Here is a 25,414-nt window from a genome sequence, read left to right as displayed (position 1 = left end):
CGTCGTACTGGTCCGACCAGAAGTACGGCACCGGGTCGTACGGCTTGTCCTGACCGAGCATCACCCGCACTGCCGAGACGGCATGGTTGCTGGCGTTGTCGAAGTGCTCTACCCGCAGTCGGCGTCCGTAGCGTGTGCTCTGCCGGTTCGCCACATCCCCGGCGGCGTAGACGTTGGGCAGGTTCGTCCGCGAGTACTCGTTCACGAGGACGCCGTTGTCCAGCGCGATGCCCGAGCTCTCCAGCCAGGCGGTGTTTGGCGTGACGCCGACGGCGACGATCGCCATGTCGCAGTCGATGACCGTGCCATCCGCCGCGACGATCCGCTCAACTCGCTGGTCGCCCTCGAAGCGCACGACCGCCACGCCGCTGTGAATCGCGACGCCGTGGCCGCGATGGATATCAACCATGCGCGCCGCGACTTCCACGCCGAGCGCCGGGACGAGCGGATGGGCGATGTACTCAACGATCGTCACCTGCTTACCCAGCGAGCGGGCCGACGCTGCCACCTCGGCACCGATGAAGCCCATGCCGACGATGCCGACCCGCTCCGCCTTCGCCAGATCCTCGCGGATGCTGCGCGAATCCGCGACGGTGCGCAGATAGTGGATGCCGGGCAGGTCGCTGCCGGGGACGTTCAGGTGTCGCGGCGATGCGCCGGTCGCGATCAGCAGCTGGTCGTAGTGCACGGTCGAGCCGTCGTCGAGCGTCACCGTCTGCACGTCCGGCTGCAGGCTGGTGGCCCGTACGCCCAGACGAGCATCAATCTGCTGCTCGGCGTAGCCCTCCGTCGTCGCGACGCTGAATTCGCCGTCACTCACCTCGCCGGTCAGGTACCCCTTGGAGAGTGGCGGGCGCTCATACGGCAGATCGGATTCAGCGCCGATCAACGTGATTGCTCCGTCGAACCCTTCCTTGCGCAGCGCCTCGACGGCCCTGCCACCAGCGATATTTCCCCCGACCACCACGATCGATCTACTCATCCTGTCGATGCTTCCTCTCGCGTCTCCCGGTCGCTCATCTTCAGTCAGAACCGGGCACCTTATGTCATGCAGACGGTATGCCACCAACACCGTTTTTTCGGCCCGATTGGTGGCCCTCGGTAGACAATCCAGGCTTCCTCCGTCACTATACGGCTATCCATATGGTTCGATTGCCCTTCCCAGCCGCAACACTGCGCTGCTTCAAAGGAGAGACCCGATGCCTGATTACTTTGACCTCGGTAGCCACTCCCGATCGATCACGACGTCGTCTCCAGAGGCGCAACGCTGGTTCGATCGCGGTCTGATCTGGACCTACGGCTTCAATCATGAGGAGGCTGTGCGCTGCTTCCGGCGCGCGCTCGATGCCGACCCGCGTTGCGCGATGGCGCAGTGGGGCATCGCCTACGCGGCGGGCCCGAACTACAACTACGACTGGGACCACATCGATCTGGAGACGCTGGTTAAGATGCTGGCAACGACCGGCGCGGCCGTCGAGCAGGCCAGCGCCCTCGCACCACCCACCAGCCCGGTCGAGCGTGCGCTGATTGAGGCCATCGCGGCGCGCTACCAGTCGACGACGGTGCCCGACGATCTGTGGGTCTGGAGCGACGCCTACGCCGACGCGATGCGCGCAGTCTACGCCGCCTTCCCGGACGACCTCGACGTGGTGGCGCTGTTCGCGGAGGCGTTGATCAACCGCACACCGTGGCGCTTGTGGGATCTCCCGACCGGTGAGCCGGCGCACAACTCGAGCGCCGTCGAGGCGCGGCAGGTGCTGGAGCGCGCCATGACCACGCCGGACGGGATGCGCCATCCCGGTGTGCTGCACATGTACATCCACCTGATGGAGATGTCGCCGTTCCCGGAGAAGGCTGCGGCAGCGGCGGATGCGCTGCGCGGTCTGGTGCCGGACGCCGGTCATCTCCATCACATGCCGACCCACATCGACATGCTCTGCGGCGACTACCAGGCGGTGGTCGATTCCAATAGCGCGGCCATCGTCGCCGACGAGAAGTACCGTGAGCGGGAGGGGGCGATGAATGTCTATACCCTCTACCGGACGCACAACTACCATTTCAAGCTGTATGGCGCGATGTTCCTCGGCCAGTCGGACGTGGCGATTGAGGCCGCCGAGGGGATGGTCAACGCGATCCCGATTGAGCTGATGCATGTCCAGACGCCGCCGATGGCCGACCGGCTGGAAGCGCGCTTTTCGATGAAGCTGCACGCGCTGATCCGCTTTGGTCGCTGGCAGGAGATTATCGACACACCGTTGCCGGACGATCCGACGCTCTACTGCGTCTCGACTGCGATGGTTCACTACGCGCGCGGTGTTGCGTTCGCCGCGACCGGGGTCGTCGCCGAGGCCGAAGAGCAGCGGCGGCTGTTCGAGGCCGCCTACGCTCGCGTCCCGGAGACGCGCGTCTTCCAGAACAACACCTGCCGGGACATCCTCGGCATTTCCGCCGAAATGCTGGCCGGTGAGCTGGAGTACCGCAAGGGCAACTACGATCTGGCGTTTGACCATCTGCGCCGCTCGGTCGAGCGCTCCGACGGACTGCTCTACTCCGAGCCGTGGGCCTGGATGCAGCCGCCGCGCCACGCGCTCGGCGCGCTCCTGTTGGAGCAGGGCCAGGTCGATGAGGCCGCTGACGTCTACCGGGCCGATCTGGGGCTGGATGATTCGCTGCCCCGCGCCCACCAGCACCCGGACAACGTCTGGGCGTTGCACGGCTACCACGAATGTCTGGTACGACAGGGCAAGCTTGACGAGGCCGCCGCGATTCTCGAGCGTCTTGATGCCGCCCGTGGCCTGGCCGACGTGCCGGTCGAATCGTCCTGCTTCTGCAGGTCCGTATCTGCGGCATGAGCCGCAGCGGCACTTCATAGAGGAGTGATCACGATGACTGACTACTATGACCTTGGCAGCCACTCTCGCTCGATCACGACGACGTCTCCCGAGGCGCAACGCTGGTTCGATCGTGGTCTGATCTGGACCTATGGCTTTAACCACGGCGAGGCGCTGCGCTGCTTCAAGCGCGCGATCAGGGCCGACCCGTCCTGTGCGATGGCCTACTGGGGCGTCGCCTACGCCGGAGGTCCGCACTAAAACAAGACCTGGGACATGTACGACCCGTCGGAACTGCCGAAGACGGTCGAGCGCACGCACACCGCTGCCCGCCAGGCTGCCGCCCTGCTGGATGGCGTCCAGCCGGTCGAGCGAGCGCTGATCGAGGCGCTGCAGCAGCGCTATCAGTCCGACACGCCGGTCGAAGACTTCACCAGTTGGACCGACGATTACGCGGCTGCGATGCGCGCGGTCTACGCCGCCTATCCCGACGATCTGGATGTCGCAGCGCTGACCGCCGAGGCGCTGATGAACCGCACGCCCTGGGCGCTCTGGGATCTGGCCAGCGGCGATGTCGCCGAGGGTGCCGACACGAACGAGGCGCGCGCGATCCTGGAGCGCGCGCTGGAGACGTCGGAGTGCCGCGTCCACCCGGGTGTACTGCACATGTACATCCATCTGATGGAGATGTCGCCGTTCCCCGAGCTGGCTCTGCGCGCCGGAGACTGGCTGCGCGATCTGGTGCCGGATGCCGGCCACCTGCGCCACATGCCGACTCACATCGACGTGCTCTGCGGCCACTACTATCAGGTCGTCGCCTCGAACCACGACGCGGTCATTGCCGACGAGAAGTACCGCGAGCGTGAGGGTGCAATGAACTTCTACACGCTCTACCGCGTCCACAACTTCCACTTCAAGCTCTACGGCGCGATGTTCATTGGCCAGTCGGAAATCGCCCTGCGCACTGCCGATGAGGTGGTCGAGACGATCCCGCTTGAGTTGCTGCAGATGGAAGCCCCGCCGATGGCCGACTGGCTGGAGGGCTTCATGGCGGTCAAGATGCACGTCCTGATCCGCTTCGGGCGCTGGCAAGAGATCATCGACGCGCCGCTGCCGGACGATCCCGAGCTGTTCTGCACGACGACGGCGCTTTACCACTACGCCAAGGGCGTGGCCTTCTCGGCGACCGGCCAGGTTGCTGAGGCCGAAGAGCAGCAGCGCCTGTTCCATGACGCCGTTGCGCGCGTCCCGGAGACCCGCACGCTGTTCAACAACACCTGCCAGGACATCCTGGCGATCGCGGCCGAGATGCTGGCCGGTGAGCTGGAATATCGGCGCGGGAATTACGACGTCGCTTACGCGCACCTGCGGCGCTCGATTGAGCTGGAGGACGGGCTGGTGTACGACGAGCCGTGGGGCTGGATGCAGCCGACGCGCCACGCCTACGGTGCGTTGCTGCTGGAGCAGGGCCACGTCGAGGAGGCCGAGGCGGTCTATTGCGCCGACCTCGGGCTGGACGGCTCGCTGCCGCGTGCCTATCAGCACCCCGAGAATGTCTGGAGCCTGCACGGCTACCACGAATGTCTGGTCCGGCAGGGCAAGCACGCACTGGCGGCGATGATCCGCCAGCGGCTGGATCTCGCCGCTGCGCGCGCCGATATCCCGATCCGCGCGTCGTGCTACTGCCGGATGACGCACGCTGCCTGACGAACGGGGGAACGCGACCAGCGCCTGCCGGTCGCTTGCCCGTCGAGTGGGGTTCATGCCGACACGTGCTCGCCGAGTGCCGCAGTCGCCGCGAAGCCGATCTGCCGTTCCGAGATGTGCGGCACGGCGATAGTGACTCTGGCGATCGTCGGGTAGGGCACGAAGACGATGTCGACATCGTCGCAGATGCTCGGCTGGCGGAAGCGCGCCAGCGCAACCCACTGGTCCGACAGGCCCAGCACGCGGCAGACATCGAGCTGCGTCGTGTCGGTGAGCAGGACGGAGACGACCGGGACGGAATCAGGATGCTCGGTGGCGAACCGGGTCGCCTCGCGCGGCAGGATCGCGCCGAAGAATGTCTGGTCGAACATGTCAGGTTCCTTCCGGTGTGCGAGGTGGAGATCGCTGGTCCACCTCGCGCAGCAGGCTGCGTATCACGACGTCGTTACGATGACCTGGCCCTGCATATCGTGGGGGTGATAGGTGCAGGTGAAGTCGTAGGTACCGGGTGTGTCGAAGGTGAAAGTGACGCTGTCGCCGGGCTTCATGATCATGACCTCGCCGTCCTCGACCTGCACGTTGTGGGTGAAGTGATCGTTGTTGGTCCAGGTGACCGTTGTTCCGGCCGCGACGGTAATGACCTCGGGATCGAAGCGATAGCTGGGCGGCAGATTGATCTGGTTGGTCGCGACCGGCTCCTTGCCGCTGGCATCGCCTCCGCAAGCGGAGAGAACCAGGGCAAGCACGCACGCTGTGGCCAGCGCGACCATGAACGTCAGGCGGTTCATGCGTGCGTCTCTTCCCGTCCAAGGCTCAGGCCGCCCAGTTGCAGGACGCCGGCGAAGATGAGGATGAAGGCGCTCAGGTCGAGCACTTCGGCGACGGTGTGGGCGAACAGGAAGATCGTCCAGTCGAGGTGGTAGGTCATGTAGACGATCTCGGCGACGGCGAAGAGCGCGAAGCCCCAGCCGATCGGTGCCAGACCGGCGCTCAATGCCTTGCGGGCGAAGAACGCGCCGATCAGAAACGCGGTGAGGTGCGCAGCCATACAAAGAGAAGCCGGGGAAACTGTTTACAGGCATTGCCATACGGCATCGGAAGATCTCCTCTCTCATTTGGCTAGTGAGTACGTGAGTTGCTGGAATATGGGTCGCCCGGCGACCGGCGTGCGCGCCGTGCCGCCGTCGCAGCGCGGTCGTTGGCGGCCAGTGCGAAGAGCGCGGCGGCGACCACCAGCATCCCGACCAGCGTGATCAGGTGCGCGCGTTCGCCTTCGCTGCCCAGCACGAATGTCATCTGGGCGGCGATGCCGGGCAGCAGGTGGTGGAGGAAATCACCCGCGGCGCCGAGGGCGAAAATCAGTAGCCCAATCCGGAAAAGCCACGCCGGCCACGATGCCGGTCTGTCTCCAACCACGTGCCGCTGCACATGCATATCCTTTCTCCTGGGCCATCGGCCGGAACTTCCGATGGCCTCGCGATAATCGATGTTGGTCTCAGCATAGGCGCGTAATACAATAAGTCAAGATGTTTGTTGACTTACTTGACGAAAATGCGACATTCTTCGTATACCAGTCGGCAGACACGGCATTGACGATAGCGATGAGGACGAGAGTGAGGCGGACGATGGCCAGGCAGCGATGGGATCAGCGTTTTTTCGCGAGCACGCAGGGACGCGTCGTGATGCTGCTACGCCGATCGGCGCACACGGTCAACGAGCTTGCTGGTGAGCTGGATCTGACCGACAACGCCGTCCGCGCGCACCTGACGACGCTGGAGCGCGACGGCCTCGTGCAGCAGGAGGGTTTGCGGCGTGGCGCAGGGAAGCCTTCGTATGCCTACGAGCTCTCCCCCGCCGCCGAGGAGCTGTTCCCGAAGGCGTACGCGTCGGTGCTGACAGCCGTCGTCGATGTTGTCCGCGAAGAACGCGGCGATGATGAGACGCGCCAGATGCTGCTCAGCGCCGGGGAGCGATTGGCCGCCCCGCCTGCCGCCGATGCGAGCGTCGATGAGCGGGTGGCGCTGGCCGTCCAGGCGATCGACGCGCTCGGTGGTCTGGCAGAGGTTGAAGCGGACGGCGACGTTGTCATGCTGCGTGGGCGTGCCTGCCCGCTGGCTGATGTCGTCAGCCAGTCGCCCGACGCCTGCCTGCTAGCGCAGTCGCTGCTCGCCACTGCCACCGGCCTGCAGGTCTGTGAGTGTTGCGATCGGACCAGCGACCCGCCGCGCTGCTGCTTCCAGCTGAGCAGCGCACCGACCAAGTAGCCATCCCCCATAGTGTGCGATACTGGCCTGTCGAGTTCGTCGTAACGTGACGGAGGAGTCGTGCTGATCCCCGACGGGCTGATTGACGACGTAGCCGATCTCCTGCGCGAGGTCGCGGACGTAGCAATCCTGCCGCGCTTTCGACACCTGACCGATGAGGATGTCAGCGAGAAGTCGGCTGGAGAGCTGGTCACCGTCGCCGACATCGATGCCGAGCGCCTGCTGGCCGCGCGGTTGTCCGATCTGCTGCCGGAAGCCCTGATCTACGGCGAGGAGTCGTCGGCAACCAACCCAATTTCAGATGTGCAGGTACTCAACGACCACCTCGTCTGGACGATCGATCCGCTCGACGGAACCCGCGCGTTTGTCAGCGGCAACGAGCAGTTCGGCATGATGATCGCATTGATCCAGCGTGGCGAGACGGTGGCGTCGTGGATCTACGCGCCGGTGGCCGGCTGGCTGGCGACGGCAGAGCGTGGTGCCGGTGCGCGGCTCGGTGGCGTCAGCGTGAGCGTCGCAGAGCAGCGTCCGCTGGCGGTGATGCGTGGCGCGATTGAAACGCGCATGCTGCCGGAGCCAATGCGCAGCGTGGCCGACGCCGCGCGACCACGGTTCGCCGCGACTGCGGCCTGCGGTTCGGCTGCCTGGGATCACACCGATGTCGCCCGAGGCGTCCTCGAACTCACGCTCTACTATCGGACGCTGCCGTGGGATCACGCACCGGGCTGCCTGCTGGTCGAGGAGGCCGGCGGTGTGGCCCTGCGCTACGATGGCAGCCGCTGGCGACCGTTCGACGGCCAGATGGGTCTCATGACGGCTATTTCGCGTGAAACATGGCGAAACGCCCGTGATGCCTTGCTGCCTTCGTTCGCAACTTCTGGATCAGACATCGGTGGGTGTTGACTCGTGGTCGATGATGAGTCCTGGTCCGAGGCCCCGGACTGGATCAATTGGTCGCTCGTGACACGCTATACAAACGCGGTATTCGACTCTATGATGCAGGTAACTTCTGCGTATCACTGACGTATCCATCGGGCCGGTTGGAGCATGTGGACGGATGTCCCCACTCGACAGGGCTCAGATCCTGAGATGCGTCGCCCGAAACGTCCCGGACGGATCTGCACCACGTCGCGTTACTCCCGCGTCGCGCGAGCATCCATCCTCCATAGCGTCAGGACAGCCAGATGCTGCGTCGGATCTCTCTGATGTTGTTCCTCCTCTCAGCGCTTGTAACGTTCGCCGCGCCCACTCCGGCCATCGCCAGGCCAGACACCGCCTCGGGCTTCGTGCCGGGCGAGCTCCTGGTGAAATTCCGGACTGGTGTTCAGTCGTCGGACATGGCCAGTATTCTTCGCGACTCGGGAGGTCGGATTCGGAAGACTGTTCGCGGCGTCGATGTTCAGGTTGTATCGGTGTCGCGTGGCACCGAAAATTCGCGACTGGAACAACTTCGGCGCAACCCGCTGGTTGAATATGCCGAACTGAATGGCATCTATAGCGCTGTCGCGATGCCAAACGACCCGCGCGTTGGCGAGCAGTGGCAATATGAGAATACGGGCCAGACTGGCGGCACTGCGGATGCCGATATAGATGCGTTCGCAGCGTGGGACGTTACGCAGGGCAGCCCAAGTGTGGCCGTTGCCATCGTCGACACAGGCATCGACTCAAGCCATGCCGACCTGGCCGGCAAGGTCGTGAAGTCGGTCAATTTCTCCAGCAGCTCGACGGCCGAGGATCGCTACGGACATGGTACCCACGTTGCAGGCATTGTGGCAGCGACGACGGGTAATGGTCTGGGTGTCGCCGGGACGTGTCCAGCATGTGTGCTCTACAACGTCAAGGTGCTGGGTGATGACGGCAATGGCTCGTGGGGGGACATCACCACCGGGATCAACTGGGCACTCGACAACGGGGCCAAAGTCATCAACCTCAGTCTTGGCGGATCATCCGGTTCGTACGCAGTGCAGTCGTCGATTAATTACGCTTGGAGCAAGGGGGTCGTTATCGTCGCTGCGGCAGGCAACAGCAACACATCGAGGCCGTTCTATCCGGCCTATTACAGCAGTACAATCGCGGTTGCCGCGACCACAAGCCAGGACCAGAAGGCAAGCTTCTCGAACTTTGGCAGTTGGGTGGATGTTGCCGCACCGGGCCAGAGTATTCTCTCCACGACAATGGGCAGCACCTATGGCCTGATGAGTGGCACGTCGATGGCAGCGCCGTTTGTCTCCGGGTTGGCTGGCCTACTCTGGTCGACACCGTATGGAACGAGCAAAACAGCGGTTCGCAGCCGACTTGAATCTACTGCCGACAAGATCTCGGGGACCGGTAGCCGCTGGGCGAATGGGCGGATCAACGTCTGCAAGGCCGTCGGAGGGAGCTGCGATCAGGCGACGACTGGTCCTACTGTTATGATCGCCAGCCCTGTGAGCGGCAGCATCGTCACGAATCCGGGTGCTCCGCTCCTCGTCCAGGTTGCAGCGAATGATGTGACGGCGTCGGCTGGGTCACTTTCCGTCTCGATCAGCATTGACGGAGGCACCTGGAACACGGCTGCCTGGAACGCGTCCAGTTCACGATACGAGTTGAGTTGGAACACCAGCGCCGCAGCCACCGGGCCACACGCGATCCGTGCGCGCGCAGTCAATGCCACCAACGACAGCACGATCACTGACCCAACGAACGTCAGGATCGTTCGACCGGTCGTGTTGCCGGGTTTATTCCAGGCCGAGGACTATGGCGGCTTCTTCGACAGCACGACCGGAAATTCAGGTGGCGCGTACTGGGACGATGATGTCGACAAGGAGGCCTGCTCCGACGGCTCCGCCTGCTTCGATGTCGGCTGGATCGAGTCAGGTGAATGGCTTTCTTACGCCGCGACGGTCGCCGAGGCCGGCAACTACACGTTCTCGTTCCGCGTCGCCACACCGAATTCGAACGCGACGGTTCGTGTGCTGGTCGATGATGCTGACGTGTCCGGACAGATCGCGATCTCAAGCACCGGTGGCTGGCAGACGTGGGCAAATTCGATGAGCAGTGCAGTGGCTCTGCCGGCCGGGTCGCACACAGTCAAGCTTGTCTTCGGCTATAGCGGCTCGAATCCCGGCTATCTCTTCAATCTCAATTCCGTCAGTGTCGAGTCCGCTGTTGCTATTGATACTCCGCCGAGTGTTGCGATAGTCAGCCCGGCGGGGGCAACGACAGTCGCTGGCTCGGTCAACATCTCGGCAACCGCTGGCGATGATGTCGGCGTCACGAAGGTCGCGTTCTTCGTCGACAATGCCTCAATTGGTGTCGATACGAACGGCAGTGATGGCTGGGGTGTCTCATGGACCTCGAGCAGTGTCGGCGATGGGGCACATGTTCTGACGGCGACGGCAACCGATACCGCCAATCAGTCGACAACGAGTGCGGCCATCACGGTGGACGTCAAGAACATCAACTCGTCGCCAGAGGCGGTTTTCACGGCGACGTGCGACGGACTTTCCTGCGCCTTCAATGCGAGCGGCTCGCGAGATCCCGACGGCTCGATAACGAGGTATGACTGGACGTTCGGTGATAGTTCGACCGGCAGCGGCGTAACCGCCAATCACACGTACTCCAGCGCGGGAAGCTATACCGTGACGCTCGCCGTAACGGACAACGCAGGCGCGAGCACGCAAACCAGCCAAACGGTCAATGTGGCCGCACCGGCGGCGACGATGCGTATCGGCGATCTGGACGGCGCCTATTCCCGCTTCTGGTTCTGGGCGAGCCTGACCGTCAGCGTCCGAGTCGAGACAAGCGACGGCGGCGCGGTCGCAAACGGCACTGTCAGTGGGACATTCCGGCAGGGGGCGTGGTCGACCCGTGTGTCATGCATCACCGGCACGGCCGGGATCTGCACGCTTTCGTCGGGCACGCTGCCGTCGAGCACGAGGGCCGCGAGCTTCAGCGTCGATTCGGTGACACACGCGACACTGGCGTATGACGCGTCCGGGAACCACGACCCGGATGGCGATAGCGACGGAACCACGATCAACTTCACGATGCGCTGATGCTGCCTCGCTGATCGGGCAGCGTTTGCCCAGCAAGGAAGCCGAACGGCGACGTTGCCGTGGAATCACTGGCAAGGTTGCGGGTGTTGACTCGTGGTCGATGTGGTGATACAGTCGTTCGGTGTCGTTCATGGCGCGATGCCATGGGAGGGGATTTCGTGACTTTGACGTTCCGCGAATCAAGGACGAGGCGAAGCAGGCGCGCGTAACCGCGAGCTGTTGTTTTCGTCGTCCGTTTCGATTCGTCTGGAGCCGGTCATGAACCCAACGTACACTATCTTCTCCACAACGCAGGCTTTCATCACATCAACACATGTGACGGGTGCGTGTGCCATCAGGTGCAGGCGCTACGCCTGACGCCCGGCACCCCGGTCTGTTTCCGGTTTCCGCCAGGCGACTCAGGCAGAGGATGCCATGACTCATGGCTGACGATCTGTCACTCGCACTGATGCCTGGAGCTACCGGAGATACTGATGAAAGACCTGCTGCGAACCTCGGACCTCTCGATTGACGATATGAACCTGGTGCTCGACCTCGCTTCCGAGCTGAAGAAGGACCCCATGAAGCATCACGGTCTGCTGACTGGCCAGACTGTGGTGCTCTACTTCGCCAAGCCATCGACCCGCACCCGGTTCTCGTTCGAGACGGCTGTTGCGCGTCTGGGCGGCATCCCGTCGTCGGTCAACTCCGCTGATCTGCAGATCGGTCGTGGCGAGACGCTCGAAGACACGGCTATGGTTGTCAGTCGCTACGCTTCCGCGTTCGTCATCCGCACGTACGCTGACGACGATGTCAAGCTGGTGGCTGAGAAGGCATCGATTCCGGTCATCAATGCGCTGACTGACCTGCATCATCCGATGCAGAGCCTGGCCGACATCATGACGCTCAAGGAAAAGTGGGGCACGCTCAAGGGCAAGAAGCTCGCCTACGTCGGCGCGTTCAACAACGTCCTGAACAGCCTGCTTGAGGTCTCGGCGATGGCCGGACTGTCGATCACCGCTGCGACCCCCGACGGCTACGGCCCTGATCCGATGATCGCCGCCAACGCCAAGGAGATCGCCAAGATCACCGGCGCGACCGTCGAACTGACCACCGATCCCTACCAGGCAGTCTGGGAGGCGGACGCCGTCTACACCGACACCTGGTTCTCGATGGGCGACAGCGAGGAGACGCGGGCCAAGGCCTACGCCGACCTGACGCCCTATCGCGTCACTCAGGGCCTGATGACCGACCTGCCGAACCACGACGCCGTGTTCATGCACTGCCTGCCGGTCCATCGCGGTGAGGAAGTAACCGCCGAGGTCATCGACGGTCCGCAGTCGATCGTCTTCGACCAGGCTGAAAACCGCCTGCACACCTCGCACGCCGTTCTCTATGCACTGCTCAAGGGACAGCTGAAGGGCAGCGCGGCTCAGCCGTCGCTGCCCTCAGCCGCCACCGCCGAGCACAAGGTCGCCGCCGACTAGACCATCTGCGCCAACCCGCACCGCGCATTTCCCCGCCGCCACTCTGGCGCGCGGGATGTGGCGCTATCTACGCGGCCCGTTTCGCTCCGTAGGGACAGGCCCGACCTGTCCTCGCGGGGTGCCCTCTGGGCCATGGCGACGCTCCTGCGACTGGTAGCAAGCGAACGCGTTGGATCCCCTTCACTCACCGACGCGGTTACCTTCGAGGTGGTGGGTGGGAGATGGGTGCAGTTGGCGTTGGACGCGTTTGAACGGCCAGAGGATGGCAGCAGTCCAACAGAGCAGCACTACTAGCCCGACGATGGACAACGCCCCGCCCAAGCGGACTGACGCGGGGTCGTAGACCCACTCCAGCCGGTGCACGCCGCGGGGTGACCAGACGGCGGGTAGCGTGCCATCGACTGTCTCGACCTCGACGCGTTTGCCATCCAGCTCGGCGTGCCAGCCTGGGTAAGCCGGCCAACCGAGGATGAGCCAGCCTTCTTCCGTCGTCGTCCAGGTGAAGACACTGCGCTCGCTCTCCTGCGATACCACGTTGATCGACGTGTCGAGCCGTTGCATGCCGCTGCGGCGAAGCGGTTCGCCCTCCACGAGTGGGCGATAGAGGCGCGCCGGCGTGCTGTCGAGCGTGATGCGGTAGATGTGTGTGTTGTCGACGTAGGCGACCTCCTGCAGGTGCGGGTTATCGATCGGGAACCACGACGCGACGATGGTCACGCCGAGCAGGGCGAGGAGTTGAGGGTCCGGGTCGGGGTATTGGTAGGTCGAGTAGTCCGGCTCATAGACCTGGAACGGTGGAACCGACAGCTCGTAGCCCTTCCAGCGGTAGTCGCCGGCCTGGCTCATCAACCGGACGTGCGTCTCGATCAGCAGCGGGTCCTGACCATCGAGCGTTTCCAGTCCGAGCGCGACGGCGACCGGCTGGCGGACGTTGCGCTGCGCGCCGTAGATGCGGCCGCCATCGGCTGCCGCTGCGATGGCAATCTCGGCATCGTCGGGGGTCACGTACGGGCCGATCTCAGCGACGTTTGTCAGGTGGTGGGTTGTCCAGACGAGATTACCTGCCAATGCCATCAGCCCGACTACACCGAGCACACGAGCCGCCGTTGGCGAGGTGTTGTCGACGCGCCGCAGGATCGCAGCGACGCCGAAGCCGGCAAGGATGGCGATGCCGAGCAACCCGAGGAACCAGACCCGCGCGACGCCGCGGAAGCTGGCGAGTTCGGGCAGGATGTGGCGAGCGACCTTGAAGACTGGCGAATCGACGCCGATTGCAAGCCCGAAGATGATAGCGAGGCCGAGCAGGAACGGTAGTGCAATCCGTCGCCCCGCGACGACGAGGCCGATGAGCGCCAGGATCAACACCGCCCGCCCCGGATCGAACATCGCCTCATGCGGCACGCCGGAGGGCATCCAGAAACCGGCGAGTGCCTTGAGTGCCGGCCAGACGGTCGTCGCGTCCGTCGTCCCGACCGCGCCCTCGCGGGTGGAGTGGCGGGTGAATTCGAGCATCGGCACCAGATGGACGCTGGCGATCAGCGCCGCAATGACGCCGGCTGCGAAGAGTCCGGCAGCCGAGCGTAGGGCGTCGCCCCGCCCGGCCGTGCACCAGCGCTGGATGACGAGCCGGGCGCAGACGCCGGCCAGCATCAGCAGTCCGTAGTAGGTGATCTGCGGATGACCGGCGAGGATGAGCATGGTCAGGCAGGCGGCCAGCGCCGGTGCCCAGCGGACGGGATTCCTGACCGCCAGCCAGGCCGTGAGCGCGACCCAGGGGAGCCAGCCGACGGCCTGCACCATCGTCAGGTGACCAGCACCGAGGTGCGCGACGAGCCGCGGCGTCGCCTGCCAGGCGACGGCGGCGAACAGCGCCGGAAGCTTCGGCATGCCGAACGCGAATCGCGCCAGCAGCAGCATCCCGACCCCAGCCAGCAGCAGGTGGCCGATGACCGTCAGCAGCAGATAGTCGCGGACGGAGAACAGCCGCAAGAGCTGTGTCGGCGGATACCACAGCGCCGCGAGCGGATCGCCGGAGAGTGGACGCCCACCGCCGTAATGATCGTTCCAGAGCGGGATGTCGCCGCGTGCGAACGCCTGCTTGATCGTCAGCGCGCTGGACCAGTGGCTGAGCTGCAGGTCGCTGGCGAGATAGACGCCGGGTAGCTTGCCGCTGTCGATCGGCGCTGGCCAGACGGTTGCCAATGCCAGCCCGAGCAGCACGAGAATAGCTGCCGACCAGCCAAAAAGCTTGGACCACCGCGTGCTTACCCGTGGCGTCTCCATGTCGCGTTGCGGTTGCATGTCGCGTGCCAGACAGTGGAGTGAGGAGCGTATGGTCGTTTGGCCAGCGGCGACAATGTGATCTTTCCGAACGGGCAGGCCGGATCCTGTCCTCGCGGGGTGCCAGCGCCCAAGGGACACCCGGGCCATGGCGGCTCTGTCCTCCTGGATGACGGCGGTCTTGGCGTTTCACCCCCTCCATCGGCCCCGGTGTGTAGGGGCGTATTGCATACGCCCGTTTGGCACCTCGGCCCGCTCCGAACGGCATCCACGGTGTACGGGTGCCCATGCTGGATGGTCGTGTTGCTGGCCGGGCGTATGCAATACGCCCCTACATATCGCAACCGACGCAGTTGTGATGTGCCAAGACCGCCGTCATCCAGGAGGGGAGTATCGCCTTACGCCGGGAGACAGCGTGAGCGTTATCCCTATACGAGGCCTCCGTTTGAGCGCTCTGGTGGTGGCGGTGGTGTGGCGAAGACGAAGAAGATCGAGCCGAGTGCGGCGAAGATGGCCAGCACGGTGAAGCCGTATTCGTAATTGCCGAAGTGGTCGGCCATGCCACCGGCGATCAGCGGGCCGGAGACCATGCCGACGTTGATGACGAGGCTGGAGAAGCCCATGATCGTCCCGAAGTTGCGGCGGCCGAAGTAGTCGGCACGCATCGCCTGCATCAGTGGCCCGCGCATGCCCCAGGCGACGCCGTGTGCCAGCGTGAAGACGATGACCCAGGCGAAAGCGTCGCCCCAGGCCAGCGCCAGTAGGCCGGCAGAGTGGCCGAACATCGCCAGCGCCGCGATCTTGCGCTTCTGGAAGCGATCACCCAGCAGACCACCAACGATCTGCCCGATCGCCGTAATCAGCGTCAACACGGCCACGATTGTCGCTGCCGAGCCGAGTGAGAGTCCGCGGGTTTGCTCCAGATACAGGATCAGATGGACCATCACGGCCGAGACGACCAGCAGCGCCGAAGCGTGGCCAAACGAGATGAGCCAGAACGCGCGTGTATGGATTGCCTCGCGGGCGGTGAAGTCGATGCGGGTCGCGATGTCGCCGGTCGAGGTCGTCACGGCTGCACCGGCGGGAGACAGGTCGTCGTCGACCGCGCCGTCCGGTCGCAACCCGTGCTGCTCCGGGCTGGTGCGCATGACCTGAGCGAGGGGCAGGCCGACAGCGATGATGATGATGCCCGAGATGAATGCCGTCTGCCGCCAGCCGTAGGTTGCCAGCGACCAGGCGACAATCGGCACGAGCATGCCGCCGATGCTCATGCCGGTCTGGGACAGGCTCATTGCCGTCGCGCGGCGACGCTCGAACCATTGCACCAGCGTCGTCGTGATCGACATGAACCCGGCCAGGCTGGAGCCGACGGCCATCATGACGAAGACACCGTAGAACTCGATCAGCGAGTCGATCCGGCTGAAGAGGATGAACCCGCAGCCGAACATGAGCATGCCGATGCGCATGACTCGTCGCGGTCCCCAGTGGTCGATCATCCAGCCCTGTATCGGGCCGAGCAGTCCGCTCTGCACCGGCTGGAGCGAGTAGCCGAACGAGAGCGCCGTCTTACTCCAGCCGAATTCGTTCAGCAGCACTGAGACGTACGCGCCGTAGGCCTGCTGCAACAGACCGGCTTGCAACATCTGGACGCCGGCAGAGGCGACCACGATCCACCAACCATAGAAGACCTTGGCCGGCTTGGAGCGTGTCTTTGGTTTCGCGTTCATGCGGCGGAGCTTTCGACCAGATTGCCGGTGGCGCGATCCGGGTGGATCGGGTCGAGCGAGAGCGTCATCGGCTCCCGTGCGACGATCTGCGCCAGGATCTCTCCGGCAACCGGTGCCCAACTGAGGCCTGAACCGCTAAATCCGCAGGTCAGCAGCAGGCCGCGCCGCAGCTCGGTCTCACCAATATAAGGGTTGCCGTCCGGTGTGAAGCCCATGGTTCCGCCCCAGGCACGGACGATGCGAGCACCACGCAGTGATGGAAGCGCCGTGACGAGCATCGCGAGTGTCTTGTGCAGAATGTCGGGGGTCACGCTGCGATCGTGCAGATTATCGCGGCCGACCGTGTCGAGGACACGCGAGCCGCCGATGACGAACTTCCCGTCGCGTGTTTGCTGCCAGTAATTTGAGCTGTTGTAGACGAAGTGCCCCATCGTGAAATTGAGCATTGGCGGGAGCGGTTCGGTCACGACGATCTGGCCACGCCAGGGCATGACCGGCAGGTTCAGCCCGGCGGTTGCAGCCAGCGGCCCCGACCAGGCGTTCGTAGCATTGACCACCCATTCGGCGCGGACCGTCTGCCCGTCCACGACAACGCCCTGCACGCGACCATCGGCGATTACGAGCCGCTCGACCGTCGCGCCAGTGAAGATGCGTGCGCCGTGGCGCGTTGCGCCCTCGGCGAAGCGATGGACGAGCTTGAATGGCCAGAGGCGGCCACTCGTCGGCACCCAGCGCGCTGCCAGCACCTCATCGGAAAGCAGTGGCAGCAGGTCGCGCGCCTGATCGCCGGTCAGGTATTTGTCACCGAGCGGATGATCCGTCGCCGCGAATTGCTCCGGCGTCGGCAGGTCGCGCTCTCCGGGCGCGCCGAGCCAGAGGCGCAGGCGACCGCACTGATCGTATTCAAACTCCCCAAGCTCGCGCTCAGCCTCGCGCAGGATCTCGAGCGAGCGCAGCCGATGTTCGACGATGCCGCTGCCGTAGTTGGCTTCGACGCCGGTCTGACCGCCGTTGCGGCCCGTCGCTCCCCAGGCGAGATGTTCCTGCTCGAAGAGCGCGACATCGATGCCGCGACGGGCCAACTGCCAGGCGGCAGCCGTGCCGGCGACACCGCCGCCAACAACGACAACCGAGACCGACGACGGGTACGTTGACGTCGTGGTGTTCATTCATCCCTCCCCCTCTGACGGTTCGTGCCCGTCAGACTGGCAAGGGTCGCAGCGAATGGGTGTGGCGTCAATGGGGAGCCGATGAACGCAGGGGGTCAAGCGGTCAGATCGGTCAGAAGTTAGCTGGTGATCTCCTCGGCTCGCAGCGCGCGTGAATCGAGGAGGATCGGGGCCGGTCGATAGCCGTTCGTGTGCGGACGCAAGAGCCGTCGATTGTGATCGTCGATGACGATTGCTGCGATGTAGCCGTCGGACGGCTGCGGGAGCAGCTCACCGATCGTCTGGCTCAGGGCCTCGTTCAGCGCGTCGATCACTGTCCGGAGTACGGGGGTTTCGTGCTCGACCTCGATGAACAGGCGCAGCGGCTCATCGAGCGGCACGCTCTCCGGGAGAACGTCTTCGGCTTCGGGCACGTCCTGCTCTTCATAGACGGCGATGACGTGCGCGTCCATCGACAGCAATGCCGCCGCGATCTGTCGCCCGAGCTCGAAGCGAAAGTAGCCCAGTGCAAGAGCATCGCCCTTGAGCAGCCGCGCGCGGGTATCGCGCGCGGCGCTCAGGTGCAGTCGGCCGGTCGTTACCGCTGTCGCAGCGTCGATCATGTTGTTGGTCGTGTCTACCAGATCGACAGTCAGGTACTCCCGGCCGGCCATGCTCAGGACTCCGCGCTGGAATATCCACGCAGCTTGGCTGCGCCGACAACCCGCTCAACTGCGATCAGAAATGCGGCTTCACGCAAGGTGACGCTCTCCGCATCGGCGCGCTCAAAGACCTGCTCCACGGCGGTGCGCATGCGATCGTCGAGGCGGGTGCGGACATCATCAAGCTTCCAGCGCTCGCCCTGCAGGCCCTGCAGCCACTCGAAGTAGGAGACGACGACACCGCCGGCGTTGGCCAGGATGTCCGGCACAGCCTTGATGCCGCGCTCGGCGAGGATGGCAGCGGCCTCCTGCGTGGTGGGGCCGTTGGCACCCTCAACGATCAGGCGGGCCTTGACGTCGTGCGCGTTGTCGATCGTGAGCTGGCCTTCGAGGGCAGCCGGGATCAGGACATCGCAACTGAGCGTGAGAATCTGATCGTTGGTGATCTGCTCGGCGTCTTCGCCGGGGTAGCCCTCCAGCAGGTGCTTCGGATGGTTGGCGACGTGGGCATTGATGCGGGCGATGTCCAGACCTTCGGCGTTGTACAGTCCGCCGCTGACGTCGCTAATCGCGATGATCTTGACGCCCATCTCGTTCAGGAAGCGGACGGTGTCGGAGCCGACCTTACCGTAGCCCTGGACAACGATGGTTGCGCCTTCAACCGTGATGCCGAGCCGCTCCATCGCCTGGCGCGCGACGTGGGCGACGCCACGACCAGTGGATTCGCCGCGACCTTCGCTGCCGCCGAGTGCGATCGGCTTGCCAGTGACGACCGCCGGCTCGAACTTGCCGACCTGGCGCTCGTACTCGTCAACGAACCAGCCCATCGTGGCGTCGTTGGTGTTGACGTCCGGCGCGGGGATGTCGACGTGAGGGCCGATGACCGGCGTCAGACCGGCGGCGTAGGCGCGGGTCAGCTCGATCAGCTCACGCTTCGACAGCTTGCCCGGATCGACGGTCACGCCGCCCTTGGCACCGCCGTAGGGCAGGTCCAGCAGCGCGCACTTCCAGGTCATCAGGCTGGCGAGGCCACGTACCTCGTCAAGGTCTACATTGGGATGGTAGCGAACACCGCCCTTGGCGGGACCGCGAAGCCGCGAGTGCTGCACGCGGTAGCCCTGAAAGACCTCCAGCCGCCCGTCATCCATCTCGATCGGCATGGAGATCGCCAGCTCACGCTCAGGCGTTTCCAGAAGCTTGAGCATCCCGGCGGAAATGCCGAGACGTTCTCCAGCCGCGCGGACCTGCGCCATGGCATCGTGCAGCAGGCTTGATCCGGCGGATTGATGGGCGACGGTGGACCTGTCGGCGGTGGTTGTCTGCATGTCTCTCTCTCATTCGTCGCTAACGGCGCGCCACGTTCAGATGGCGCTGTTCCTATCTTGCGCAAAGCGTCATGAGAGCCGCATGAGATTCCCGGCGCGAGATATGGGAAAACCATGAGAATTTGCCAACATGCTTGTCAGAATCGCATGAATCTCTCTGTTTCCCACAGTTTCCGTCGGTCGGGCATGCAGCGGCGAGCATTGCGCAATACGCAATAAACCGTGCAGTAGGTGGGCTGCCGCAGCAATGTCGGGCAGTGTGTGTGCCGCAAGTTCCGCATTGCTATGTGCCAGCGTGTCACGATCGCAGTGGGGAGCTGCTTTCGCTATTGGTCATGAGCTGGTAGCCGACGCCCGGCGTTGTCACGAGATAGCGCGGAGCTGTCGGGTCGGGTTCCAGCTTCTGGCGCAGGTAGCGGACGTATGTGCGCAGGTAATCGACCTCGTCGCGGTATTCCGGCCCCCACACCTCGGTCAGCAGGATTGAGTGCGGCACGACCTTGTTGGCGTTGCGCGCCAGCACGACCAGCAACTTCAGCTCGGTTGGCGTGAGATGGATCGGCGCGGCGCTGCTGACGACCTGATGGCTGGCGATGTCCACCTCAATGTCGCCGATGTGAATGCGCGGCGGCATGGCAGCTGAGACGCGCGTCCTCCGCAGCACTGCCTTGACCCTGGCGAGCAGCTCGCGGGCGCTGAACGGCTTGGTGATGTAGTCGTCTGCGCCGACCTCGAAGCCGAGGATCTTTTCGTCTTCGTGGGTGCGTGCGGAGACGATGATGATCGGCACCATCGAGAATTCGCGGATGCGGCGACAGACATCGTAGCCATCCAGGTTACCGGGCAGCAGCAGATCGAGCAGGACGATGTCGGGCGGATCGAGTGTGATCTGCTCCAGCGCGCGCTCGCCTTCCGGGACAACACGGACGTGATAATGCGCTGCTTCGAGGATCGAGCGCAGCAGGCGCACGAGCGCCGGTTCATCCTCAACCACCAGGATGCGTGCGCCCGCCGGTGCCTGCAGCATCGCGGATGGATCAGGCAGCATATTAGGCATTACCGGTACCTGCGGCTGCCGCGCTATGTATCGGCAGGGTGAATGACAACGTCGTGCCGCTGCCGACAACACTCTCCGCCCAGATCCGCCCGCCGTGCGCACGCACGATTGATTCGCTGATCGGCAGTCCCAGGCCGGTGCCGATGATGTGTTGACGGTGCTCGGGCGAGGCGCGATAGAAGCGCTCGAATAGCTTATTGAGGTGCTCGGGAGCGATGCCCATGCCCTGATCGACGACGCTGATGATGACTTCGGAGGCGCGGCGTTCACCGCGAACGACGATCAGCCCACCATCCGGCGAGTACTTGACCGCGTTATCAATCAGGTTGGTGAGCACCTGCTCGATCCGGCCGGCGTCGGCTTCGACGATTGGAAATGTATTGGAAAACATCTGGACGAAGCGATGGCGATCACTCTGGATGCTAATGCGGTCGATGACCCGGCGAGCGATTGGTGGGATCTGGATCGGCCTGATCGTGACGCGCAACAGACCGGCGTCGATCGCCGCTGATTCGAGGATGTCTTCGACGAGACGGGTCATGTGGTCGGCTTCGTCTTCGATCGTGCGCAGGAACTCGTCCCGGGTTGCTCCGTCCCAACCAGCGCCCTCAATGCGCAACGCCGAGGCAAATCCCTTGATTGATGCCAGCGGGGTGCGCATCTCGTGAGAGAGCATTGACACCAGATCGAGCTTCAGCGCCGACGCCTCCTGTATCTGCCGCTCGGTATCGGCGAGCGTCCTGCGATGCGCGGCAATCGTCGTCGCCAGCAGGTTGGCGATTGCGGCAGCGTGCTGCGGGTCGGGCGTGTCCCCGCCCGCGATCGTCAGCGAGCCGATATGGCTGCCGTCGGCGATCAGTGCGATCTGACCAGCGTTCGGTCGTGTGGATGTATCGAGGTCGATCTGCGGTGGAGTCTGTAATCCGAGCGCACAAGCGAGGAGCGGCGGGGCAATGGCCAACACGTCATCGACGCTCGTTGTCGCCAGCAGCGCCGTCGCCAGATCATAGATTGAGTCTGTGTCCGTCGGCATGGTTTGCCACGCCTGACTCATCACCGGCCCGTTGTGTTTCCTCACACTGCGAGTATACCGACCATCCTGTTCGACCGTGGGCCATCCTGGCATCAGCGTTCCGCGATTTTCACACAACCGAAGCGTGTGTGAGCAACGTGGTATATGAAGAGAGTTGTACCCGTTACGCATGCAAAGGCGGATCATGGTTCAGACATCACCAGATGCCGAAGTCCGCGCGTTGCTGGCCTACCTGGAAGGCCAACGCCACCACGTGATCGAGATTCTGAATGGGCTGGACGATGACGCGCTGCGTCGTCCGATGCTGCCATCTGGCTGGACCAGCCTGGGGCTGGTGAATCACCTGGCGCTCGATGTTGAGCGCTTCTGGTTTCGCGCGGTCGTTGCCGGTGAGCAGGATGTCATCGACCAGCTGCAAGCCACGCCGAACCCGTGGGAGGTCGACCAGAGCGTTTCGACCGAATCAGTCTTCGAGACCTATCGCAACGAGATTGCGCTGGCCAACGCCATCATCGAGTGCACCGTTCCGGACGCGCCACCGGCCTGGTGGCCGGGCGACCTGTTCGGCGATTTCCGGCTGGACACGGTGCGCGAGATCATCCTGCATGTCATGACTGAGACCGCGGCGCACACCGGCCATCTGGACGTCGTACGCGAGCTGATCGATAGGCGGCAATGGCTCGTTCTTACCGAATAGCCCGCTGGTGGCTGCGCGCTGCTGGCGTTGACATCGGCACCGACGCGGCTACGATGCCCGAACGATGGACGTGATATGGAGAGGATCGGCCTGTGGGACTTACCTTCGGAATTCATGTCGGGCAGCAGAACATCTCAATCGATGATATGCGGCGGCTCTGGACGCTGGCGGACGAGAACGGCTTCGGCTGGCTCTCGATCTGGGATCACTTCTACTGCGCGACGAGTGATGCCGACCCGCACTTCGAAGCTGTCGCGCTGCTCGGCGCGCTGGCGTCGGAGACGAAGAATCTCCAGCTTGGCTGCATGGTCTTCGCGACGCAGTTCCGCAATCTCGGCCTGCTGGCGAAGTCCGCGGTGACGATCGACCATCTCTCCGGCGGCCGGTTCGAGTTCGGGCTCGGTGCCGGTTGGCACGTGCCGGAGTTCGAGGCGTTCAACTACGAGTTCGGTTCGCCGAAGGAACGGCTTGATCTGGTCGAAGAGGGCATGCAGGTCATGCGCAGCTTCCTCAACGAGGAAGTGACCGATCACCACGGCGCTCACTTTGACTTCACCAACGCCTACATCAACCCACGGCCAGTGAACGGCACGATCCCGCTCTGGATCGGCGGCCTGGGTGAGAAGCGAACGGCCCGCATCGCAGCGCGCTACGCCGATGGCTGGAACATTCCCTACGTCGGTCCCGGCGCGTTCAAGCACAAGGCCGAGGTGCTGGCCAACTGGTGCGAGAAGGAAGGGCGTGACCCGGCGGAGATCAAGATGGCGACGCAGCTTGGGTTCTTCATGGCCGCGTCAGACGACCCCGAGGTCATGCGTGCCGCCGAGGAAGAGATGAAGCGCAAGACGCCGCATCAGACGCCGTCCGGCCAACTCTCCGGCAGCCCGGCCGAAGTTGCAGAGCGCATCGCGAAGTATCAGGAGGTCGGCGTCACCGCCCTCAACATCGCCTTCCGCCCGCCGGTGGACTGGGCCGCCCTTGAGGTCTTCATCAGCGACGTGATGCCGCAGTTCAAGTAGGCAAATGGGGCGATACGAAGTGGAGCACGGCCGCCAATGGGTTCGGACAGGACCCGGCCTGTCCTTCGCCGTGAGGCGACCTTGCACCTGGTTGGTGGGGGGGCTCGGTGTATCACCACCGCATCGGCCCCAAAATGTAGGGGCGTATCGCATACGCCCGGCCAGAAACACGACCAGCTAGCAGATGCACCCGGACATCGTGGCTGCCGATCGGTTCGGATCAGTCGGCCAAACGGGCGTATGCGATACGCCCCGGTACCAGGGTGACGCGGTGGCGATGCGCCGAGACACGAGCATTCGACGCGGGAGAGTCGCCTCACGGCGAGGACAGGCCAGGTCCTGTCCGTACGGGGTTCGCGGCCGTCTCTCTAGCCAACGACAACCGTGGTGCGGCAGACGCCGGCCTTTTCGGCGCGGGCGGTGATGGCGAGCGTTGTGCCTTTGGGCGCGGTGACGAGCCATTCGATGTGATCGCGGCTCATGTTTGGGTAGCCACCGCCGAGGTGCAGGCTGGTGTACTGGCTGACACGCCCGGCGAGGTGCTCGCGCTCCTGGGCGGCAGGTGGGCTGCCCGGCAGCAACGCCGCTCCGTCTGGCAGCGCGAGCTCGACGAGCAGCGGACGTCCTGCGCCGGAGGTGCGGTGGCGTTCGCTGCCGCAGGTCGGCAGGAAGCCGTCGTTGCCGATCGTCAGCCAGACGCGGTACGTGCCCGGCGCGACCTGCTCGGCTCCGGCGTCGATGACGCGCAGGCGTGGTGCGGTGCCCATCGCTTCGATGGCGAACGGCACGGCGCGTTCCATCTCCTCGGCCAGCAGTGGCCCGGGCGGGTTCATCAGCCCGAATTTCACTTCGAGGCCCCCCAGCTCAACCGGGCCGAGCTGTGGGTGGTCGAAGGGTTTCCAGGCCGCCACGCCACGTCCATCAGCTTCCTCGTCGAGCAAGCGCAGGATCTGCAGGTCCTGCTCCACGGTGCGCTTCTCCTCCAGGTCGAGGAAGTTGTCGCTGCGGACACCGGCGCGGTGGGCGAGGCCCCAGAGCTCGGTCATGAACGACAGGATGCCGAGGTGGTCGTAGAGCCAGTCGCTTTCGACGCCATAGGATGGCTTGCCGGGCTGGTATGGGTTGCTGTGGAATGGCGAGTAACAGCGGAAGCCGGTGGTTGCCTCGCCCATCGCGCCGATCGCGTCGTAGGCGCGGCGGTCGAAGCGCGGGATCTGGTCGTCGGCGTAGTTCGCGGAGGCGCGCAGGATCATGCCGGCGGCGGTGTGGTGCAGTTGTGCGCCGTGGATGTTGGGGTGTGATTGCAGGAAGTCGGCGACCGCTTGCGTCTCTGGCTCGCTGAGCGGGTGCGGACCTGAGCCTGGCTGCTGCCAGTGCGGCTGCCAGTCGGCTGGAAAGTTGCGGTTGAAGTCGAGTGCTGACTGCGACGGCGCGAGGTTGATCGCGCCGCCCTTCCAGTTGCGAATGAACCCCTCCGGTAGCACGAAGTAGTACTCACCGCCGTATTCGCTCGGCTTGCGTGGTCGCATGATGCGGTCGTCGCGCGCCGAGATCTTCCACGGCCCGGACGGGTCCTTGATCCGCATCGAGCCGATCAGCCCGTCGCCGTCGATATCCTGCGGTTGCAACCCGTCCCAGGTGGAGTCGGGCAGGCCATGAGGGAATGGTCGGGCGACCGAGCGCTCGGCGGCGCTGCTGGTCAGGAACTGGTCGCTACCGTCGACGGCAATGCGCGGGATGACGTAGAGCGCCGTGTCATCCAGTAGCCGACGGACGACCGGGTCGGAGTCGTAGCGGGTCAGCAAATAGTGGATCGTTGCCAGCGCGACCGACGACGTCATGACCTCGGCGGCGTGGATGTTGGCGTCGATGTAGTAGGCAGGCTTCTCCAGATCGGGGCCGGTCGCCTGATTGGTCAGCGTGACGACCCAGATGTCGCGACCCTCCCCACTGCGGCCGATGCTGGAGCAGGTTGCCAGATTGGGATATGCGCTGACCCACTCGTTCAGCAGCTCAGTGAGCAGATCCCAGGTGTAGTAGCGATCGGGACGCCACTCGGCGGACGTCGCAAGGTAATGCAATTCTGTGAAGTTTGGTTGTGTCATGGCGTTCGCCCACTTCATCCATCAGATGCCCACGATTGGTCGGCGCGATGATAGCC

At 64.2% G+C, this 25,414-nt stretch carries 22 protein-coding genes; 9 read left to right on the top strand and 13 right to left on the bottom strand.

Annotation, left to right across the window (positions count from 1 at the left end; genetic code table 11):
* Nucleotides 1–982 (bottom strand): NAD(P)/FAD-dependent oxidoreductase (locus tag M9890_04655; protein ID MCO5176253.1); only part of this gene is annotated, 982 nt, incomplete at its 3' end.
* A gap of 217 nt (nt 983–1,199) precedes the next feature.
* On the opposite strand from M9890_04655, the gene M9890_04650 reads away from it, so the two are divergent.
* The 3 genes from M9890_04650 to M9890_04640 are packed head-to-tail and all read left to right on the top strand — an operon-like array spanning nt 1,200 to nt 4,538.
* Nucleotides 1,200–2,852, top strand: coding sequence for a tetratricopeptide repeat protein (locus tag M9890_04650; GenBank protein MCO5176252.1), 1,653 nt, complete (start codon nt 1,200–1,202; stop codon nt 2,850–2,852).
* 33 nt (nt 2,853–2,885) lie between these two features.
* Nucleotides 2,886–3,092 carry a tetratricopeptide repeat protein gene (locus M9890_04645; protein ID MCO5176251.1) on the top strand — a complete coding sequence of 69 codons (207 nt, stop codon included), beginning with the start codon at nt 2,886–2,888 and terminating at the stop codon, nt 3,090–3,092.
* A gap of 15 nt (nt 3,093–3,107) precedes the next feature.
* Nucleotides 3,108–4,538 carry a hypothetical protein gene (locus M9890_04640; protein MCO5176250.1) on the top strand — a complete coding sequence of 477 codons (1,431 nt, stop codon included), beginning with the start codon at nt 3,108–3,110 and terminating at the stop codon, nt 4,536–4,538.
* A 53-nt stretch (nt 4,539–4,591) separates the two neighbouring features.
* Here the strand turns inward: M9890_04640 and M9890_04635 are convergent, their stop codons facing one another.
* The 4 genes from M9890_04635 to M9890_04620 all read right to left on the bottom strand — a co-directional run bounded on the left by M9890_04635 (nt 4,592) and on the right by M9890_04620 (nt 5,954).
* Entirely contained in the window at nt 4,592–4,909 is a 318-nt protein-coding gene (locus tag M9890_04635; protein MCO5176249.1) for a hypothetical protein, read from the bottom strand.
* A 63-nt stretch (nt 4,910–4,972) separates the two neighbouring features.
* Nucleotides 4,973–5,326 carry a cupredoxin domain-containing protein gene (locus M9890_04630; protein ID MCO5176248.1) on the bottom strand — a complete coding sequence of 118 codons (354 nt, stop codon included), beginning with the start codon at nt 5,324–5,326 and terminating at the stop codon, nt 4,973–4,975.
* Nucleotides 5,323–5,586, bottom strand: a complete 264-nt coding sequence (locus M9890_04625; protein ID MCO5176247.1) for a hypothetical protein — start codon at nt 5,584–5,586, stop codon at nt 5,323–5,325. The genes M9890_04630 and M9890_04625 overlap by 4 nt, the downstream gene beginning before the upstream one ends.
* Nucleotides 5,587–5,657: 71 nt before the next feature.
* Nucleotides 5,658–5,954 (bottom strand): hypothetical protein, encoded by a 297-nt coding sequence (locus M9890_04620; GenBank protein ID MCO5176246.1) that lies wholly within the window; start codon nt 5,952–5,954, stop codon nt 5,658–5,660.
* Nucleotides 5,955–6,163: 209 nt separating this feature from the next.
* Between M9890_04620 and M9890_04615 the strand changes: the two genes are divergently transcribed.
* The 4 genes from M9890_04615 to argF all read left to right on the top strand — a co-directional run bounded on the left by M9890_04615 (nt 6,164) and on the right by argF (nt 12,305).
* Complete coding sequence (locus M9890_04615) at nt 6,164–6,802, top strand: ArsR family transcriptional regulator (GenBank protein MCO5176245.1); 639 nt, start codon at nt 6,164–6,166, stop codon at nt 6,800–6,802.
* Between the two features lie 60 nt (nt 6,803–6,862).
* A complete protein-coding gene (locus M9890_04610) occupies nt 6,863–7,705 on the top strand; it encodes a hypothetical protein (protein ID MCO5176244.1) in 843 nt (280 codons plus the stop codon).
* Between the two features lie 281 nt (nt 7,706–7,986).
* Entirely contained in the window at nt 7,987–10,839 is a 2,853-nt protein-coding gene (locus M9890_04605) for a S8 family serine peptidase (protein MCO5176243.1), read from the top strand.
* 473 nt (nt 10,840–11,312) lie between these two features.
* On the top strand, nt 11,313–12,305 hold the full coding sequence (gene argF / locus M9890_04600) for an ornithine carbamoyltransferase (GenBank protein ID MCO5176242.1): 993 nt from the start codon (nt 11,313–11,315) through the stop codon (nt 12,303–12,305).
* 180 nt (nt 12,306–12,485) lie between these two features.
* Here argF and M9890_04595 read toward each other — a convergent pair whose 3' ends face one another.
* The 7 genes from M9890_04595 to M9890_04565 all read right to left on the bottom strand — a co-directional run bounded on the left by M9890_04595 (nt 12,486) and on the right by M9890_04565 (nt 21,537).
* Nucleotides 12,486–14,588 carry a hypothetical protein gene (locus tag M9890_04595; protein ID MCO5176241.1) on the bottom strand — a complete coding sequence of 701 codons (2,103 nt, stop codon included), beginning with the start codon at nt 14,586–14,588 and terminating at the stop codon, nt 12,486–12,488.
* A gap of 425 nt (nt 14,589–15,013) precedes the next feature.
* Complete coding sequence (locus M9890_04590) at nt 15,014–16,312, bottom strand: MFS transporter (GenBank protein MCO5176240.1); 1,299 nt, start codon at nt 16,310–16,312, stop codon at nt 15,014–15,016.
* Entirely contained in the window at nt 16,309–17,481 is a 1,173-nt protein-coding gene (locus M9890_04585) for an FAD-binding oxidoreductase (protein ID MCO5176239.1), read from the bottom strand. Before M9890_04585 ends, M9890_04590 begins: the two co-directional genes overlap by 4 nt.
* A 119-nt stretch (nt 17,482–17,600) precedes the next feature.
* The gene (locus M9890_04580; protein MCO5176238.1) at nt 17,601–18,134 is read right to left on the bottom strand and encodes a hypothetical protein; all 534 of its coding nucleotides are present in this window, start codon (nt 18,132–18,134) and stop codon (nt 17,601–17,603) included.
* A gap of 2 nt (nt 18,135–18,136) precedes the next feature.
* Nucleotides 18,137–19,447 (bottom strand): Glu/Leu/Phe/Val dehydrogenase, encoded by a 1,311-nt coding sequence (locus M9890_04575; GenBank protein MCO5176237.1) that lies wholly within the window; start codon nt 19,445–19,447, stop codon nt 18,137–18,139.
* 298 nt (nt 19,448–19,745) lie between these two features.
* Nucleotides 19,746–20,504, bottom strand: coding sequence for a response regulator transcription factor (locus M9890_04570; protein MCO5176236.1), 759 nt, complete (start codon nt 20,502–20,504; stop codon nt 19,746–19,748).
* Nucleotides 20,497–21,537 (bottom strand): cell wall metabolism sensor histidine kinase WalK, encoded by a 1,041-nt coding sequence (locus tag M9890_04565; GenBank protein ID MCO5176235.1) that lies wholly within the window; start codon nt 21,535–21,537, stop codon nt 20,497–20,499. Before M9890_04565 ends, M9890_04570 begins: the two co-directional genes overlap by 8 nt.
* A 184-nt stretch (nt 21,538–21,721) precedes the next feature.
* Here M9890_04565 and M9890_04560 point away from each other — a divergent pair, with 184 nt between their 5' ends.
* Nucleotides 21,722–22,234 (top strand): DinB family protein, encoded by a 513-nt coding sequence (locus M9890_04560; GenBank protein ID MCO5176234.1) that lies wholly within the window; start codon nt 21,722–21,724, stop codon nt 22,232–22,234.
* Between the two features lie 92 nt (nt 22,235–22,326).
* Complete coding sequence (locus M9890_04555; protein MCO5176233.1) at nt 22,327–23,253, top strand: LLM class flavin-dependent oxidoreductase; 927 nt, start codon at nt 22,327–22,329, stop codon at nt 23,251–23,253.
* Nucleotides 23,254–23,621: 368 nt separating this feature from the next.
* On the opposite strand, the gene M9890_04550 is transcribed toward M9890_04555, so the two are convergent.
* Nucleotides 23,622–25,358 (bottom strand): M14 family metallopeptidase, encoded by a 1,737-nt coding sequence (locus M9890_04550; GenBank protein MCO5176232.1) that lies wholly within the window; start codon nt 25,356–25,358, stop codon nt 23,622–23,624.
* Between the last annotated feature and the right edge of the window lie 56 nt (nt 25,359–25,414).

It is taken from the genome of Thermomicrobiales bacterium (assembly GCA_023954495.1).
Taxonomy (GTDB): Bacteria; Chloroflexota; Chloroflexia; order Thermomicrobiales; family CFX8; genus JAMLIA01.
The sequence above is the reverse complement of the archived record's forward strand: the minus strand, read 5'-3'. Positions and strand labels throughout refer to the sequence as shown.

Excerpts from the sequence above, each read along its gene's own strand:
- M9890_04640 (MCO5176250.1), top strand. The coding sequence starts at position 3,108 with ATGTACGACCCGTCGGAACTGCCGAAGACGGTCGAGCGCACGCACACC.
- M9890_04575 (MCO5176237.1), bottom strand. The coding sequence starts at position 19,447 with ATGCAGACAACCACCGCCGACAGGTCCACCGTCGCCCATCAATCCGCC.
- M9890_04630 (MCO5176248.1), bottom strand. The coding sequence starts at position 5,326 with ATGAACCGCCTGACGTTCATGGTCGCGCTGGCCACAGCGTGCGTGCTT.
- argF (MCO5176242.1), top strand. The coding sequence starts at position 11,313 with ATGAAAGACCTGCTGCGAACCTCGGACCTCTCGATTGACGATATGAAC.
- M9890_04570 (MCO5176236.1), bottom strand. The coding sequence starts at position 20,504 with ATGCCTAATATGCTGCCTGATCCATCCGCGATGCTGCAGGCACCGGCG.
- M9890_04650 (MCO5176252.1), top strand. The coding sequence starts at position 1,200 with ATGCCTGATTACTTTGACCTCGGTAGCCACTCCCGATCGATCACGACG.
- M9890_04580 (MCO5176238.1), bottom strand. The coding sequence starts at position 18,134 with ATGGCCGGCCGGGAGTACCTGACTGTCGATCTGGTAGACACGACCAAC.
- M9890_04595 (MCO5176241.1), bottom strand. The coding sequence starts at position 14,588 with ATGGAGACGCCACGGGTAAGCACGCGGTGGTCCAAGCTTTTTGGCTGG.
- M9890_04605 (MCO5176243.1), top strand. The coding sequence starts at position 7,987 with ATGCTGCGTCGGATCTCTCTGATGTTGTTCCTCCTCTCAGCGCTTGTA.
- M9890_04590 (MCO5176240.1), bottom strand. The coding sequence starts at position 16,312 with ATGAACGCGAAACCAAAGACACGCTCCAAGCCGGCCAAGGTCTTCTAT.
- M9890_04635 (MCO5176249.1), bottom strand. The coding sequence starts at position 4,909 with ATGTTCGACCAGACATTCTTCGGCGCGATCCTGCCGCGCGAGGCGACC.
- M9890_04645 (MCO5176251.1), top strand. The coding sequence starts at position 2,886 with ATGACTGACTACTATGACCTTGGCAGCCACTCTCGCTCGATCACGACG.
- M9890_04615 (MCO5176245.1), top strand. The coding sequence starts at position 6,164 with ATGGCCAGGCAGCGATGGGATCAGCGTTTTTTCGCGAGCACGCAGGGA.
- M9890_04565 (MCO5176235.1), bottom strand. The coding sequence starts at position 21,537 with ATGCCGACGGACACAGACTCAATCTATGATCTGGCGACGGCGCTGCTG.
- M9890_04550 (MCO5176232.1), bottom strand. The coding sequence starts at position 25,358 with ATGACACAACCAAACTTCACAGAATTGCATTACCTTGCGACGTCCGCC.
- M9890_04585 (MCO5176239.1), bottom strand. The coding sequence starts at position 17,481 with ATGAACACCACGACGTCAACGTACCCGTCGTCGGTCTCGGTTGTCGTT.
- M9890_04625 (MCO5176247.1), bottom strand. The coding sequence starts at position 5,586 with ATGGCTGCGCACCTCACCGCGTTTCTGATCGGCGCGTTCTTCGCCCGC.
- M9890_04560 (MCO5176234.1), top strand. The coding sequence starts at position 21,722 with ATGGTTCAGACATCACCAGATGCCGAAGTCCGCGCGTTGCTGGCCTAC.